The sequence below is a fragment of the Rhodoferax sp. genome (assembly GCF_014859475.1).
Classification (GTDB): Bacteria; Pseudomonadota; Gammaproteobacteria; order Burkholderiales; family Burkholderiaceae_C; genus Rhodoferax.
Genome location: NZ_JACUUE010000322.1, coordinates 1 through 1,776 on the forward strand (window position 1 = coordinate 1; position 1,776 = coordinate 1,776).

2 protein-coding genes are annotated in these 1,776 nt (G+C 61.0%); both read right to left on the bottom strand.

Annotated elements, in window-relative coordinates; translation table 11 throughout:
* Positions 1-778 (bottom strand): ATP-binding cassette domain-containing protein (locus IBX54_RS14895; protein ID WP_296543430.1); only part of this gene is annotated, 778 nt, incomplete at its 3' end.
* A partial coding sequence (locus tag IBX54_RS14900) for an ABC transporter permease (RefSeq protein WP_296543431.1) occupies positions 775-1,776 on the bottom strand: 1,002 nt, incomplete at its 5' end. The genes IBX54_RS14900 and IBX54_RS14895, both read right to left, overlap by 4 nt.

A 1,776-nucleotide genomic window follows, 5' to 3' on the forward strand; every position in this document is an offset into this window, starting at 1 on the left:
CCACGTCACGCACCGGTTTGCTGGCAATCAGGCGCTGGGTGTAGGCATGCTTTGGCTGCGCAAATACCTCGGCGGTGGGGCCTTGCTCAACAATCCAGCCGTTTTCCATGACGATGACACGCTCGGCAAAGCGCCGCACCAGGTTCAGGTCGTGGGTGATCAGCAGCACCGCCATGCCATGACTTTGCTGCAGGCTGGTGAGCAAGTCCAGAATCTGGCCGCGCAGGCTCACATCGAGCGCCGTGGTGGGCTCATCAGCCAGCAACAATTTGGGTTGGCAGGCCAGCGCCATGGCGATCATGGCGCGCTGGCGCTGGCCGCCGCTGAGCTGATGCGGAAAAGCCCGGGCGCGCCGCGCTGGCTCGGCAATGCCCGTTTCGGCGAGCAATTCAATCACTCTTTGCGCCGCCTGCGCCTTGACCAGTCCGGTCTTGAGCATCAGTACTTCGGCAATCTGGTCACCCACGGTCATCAAGGGGTTGAGTGCCGACATCGGCTCCTGGAAAATCATGGCGATGTCGCGGCCACGCACTCCGCGCAGCTCGGCTTCAGGCATGGCGAGCAAATCCTGCCCGTCGAATGCAGCCTGGCCACACATCCTGGCGTTGGCCACCAGGCGCAGCAGGCTCAGGGCCGAAACGGTTTTACCCGATCCTGATTCGCCCACCAAGGCGACCCTCTCGCCGGGCACGATTGAAAAATCAATGCCATGCACGACCTCATTGCCGGCAAACGAAACCGACAGGCCGCGCACGTCGAGCAAGGGGTTTGGATTCATGCGGCATCCGCCTTGCGCGGGTCGAGCGCGTCGCGCAGCGCGTCGCCCATGAATGTGAGCAGCAGCAAAGTGACCACCAGCACGGCAAAGGTGGCCAGTGAAATCCACCAGGCGTCGATGTTGTTTTTGCCTTGCGACAACAATTCGCCCAGCGACGGCGTGCCGGGCGGCACCCCCAGGCCCAGAAAGTCCAGCGAGGTCAAGGCCAGAATGGCGCCACTCATGCGAAACGGCAGAAACGTCACCACCGGCGTCATGCTGTTGGGCAACAAATGGCGCGTGATGATGTGCCAGTTGCTCACGCCCAGCGAACGCGCGGCGCGCACATAATCAAGCTGCCGGTTGCGCAAGAATTCGGCGCGCACATAGTCCGACAAACCCATCCAGCCAAACAGACTCAGCAAAATCAGCAGCAGCGCCAGACTGGGCGCAAACACGGCGCTGAAAATAATCAGCAGGTACAACTCGGGCATGGCACCCCAGATTTCAATGAAGCGCTGAAACGCCAGGTCGGTCTTGCCGCCAAAAAATCCCTGGATCGCCCCGGTCAGGATGCCCAGCAAGGTGCCGGTGAAGGTCAACGCCAGCGCAAACAGCACACTCACCCGAAAGCCATAGATCAGTTGCGCCAGCAGGTCGCGGCCACGGTCATCGGTGCCCAGCCAGTTGTCCGCAGTGGGTGCAGATGGGTTGGGTGCCTTGGCAAAATAATTGAGCGTTTTGGCACCATAGGGGTTGGGTGCGAACAGCGCCCAGTTGCCGCCCTGATTCAATCGCTCGCGGATGAAGGGGTCGAGGTAATCGGTAGCGGTATCGAAGTCGCCGCCAAAGGTCTTCTCGGAATAGTCTCTGACCATCGGAAAATAGGTTTCACCCTGGTAGCGCACCAGCAGCGGCCGGTCGTTGCTGATCAGCTCGGCCATCAGACTCAAGCCAACCAGCAGGCAGAAGATCACCAGGCTCCAGTAGCCCAGCCGGTTGCGCTTGAAGCGCAGCCA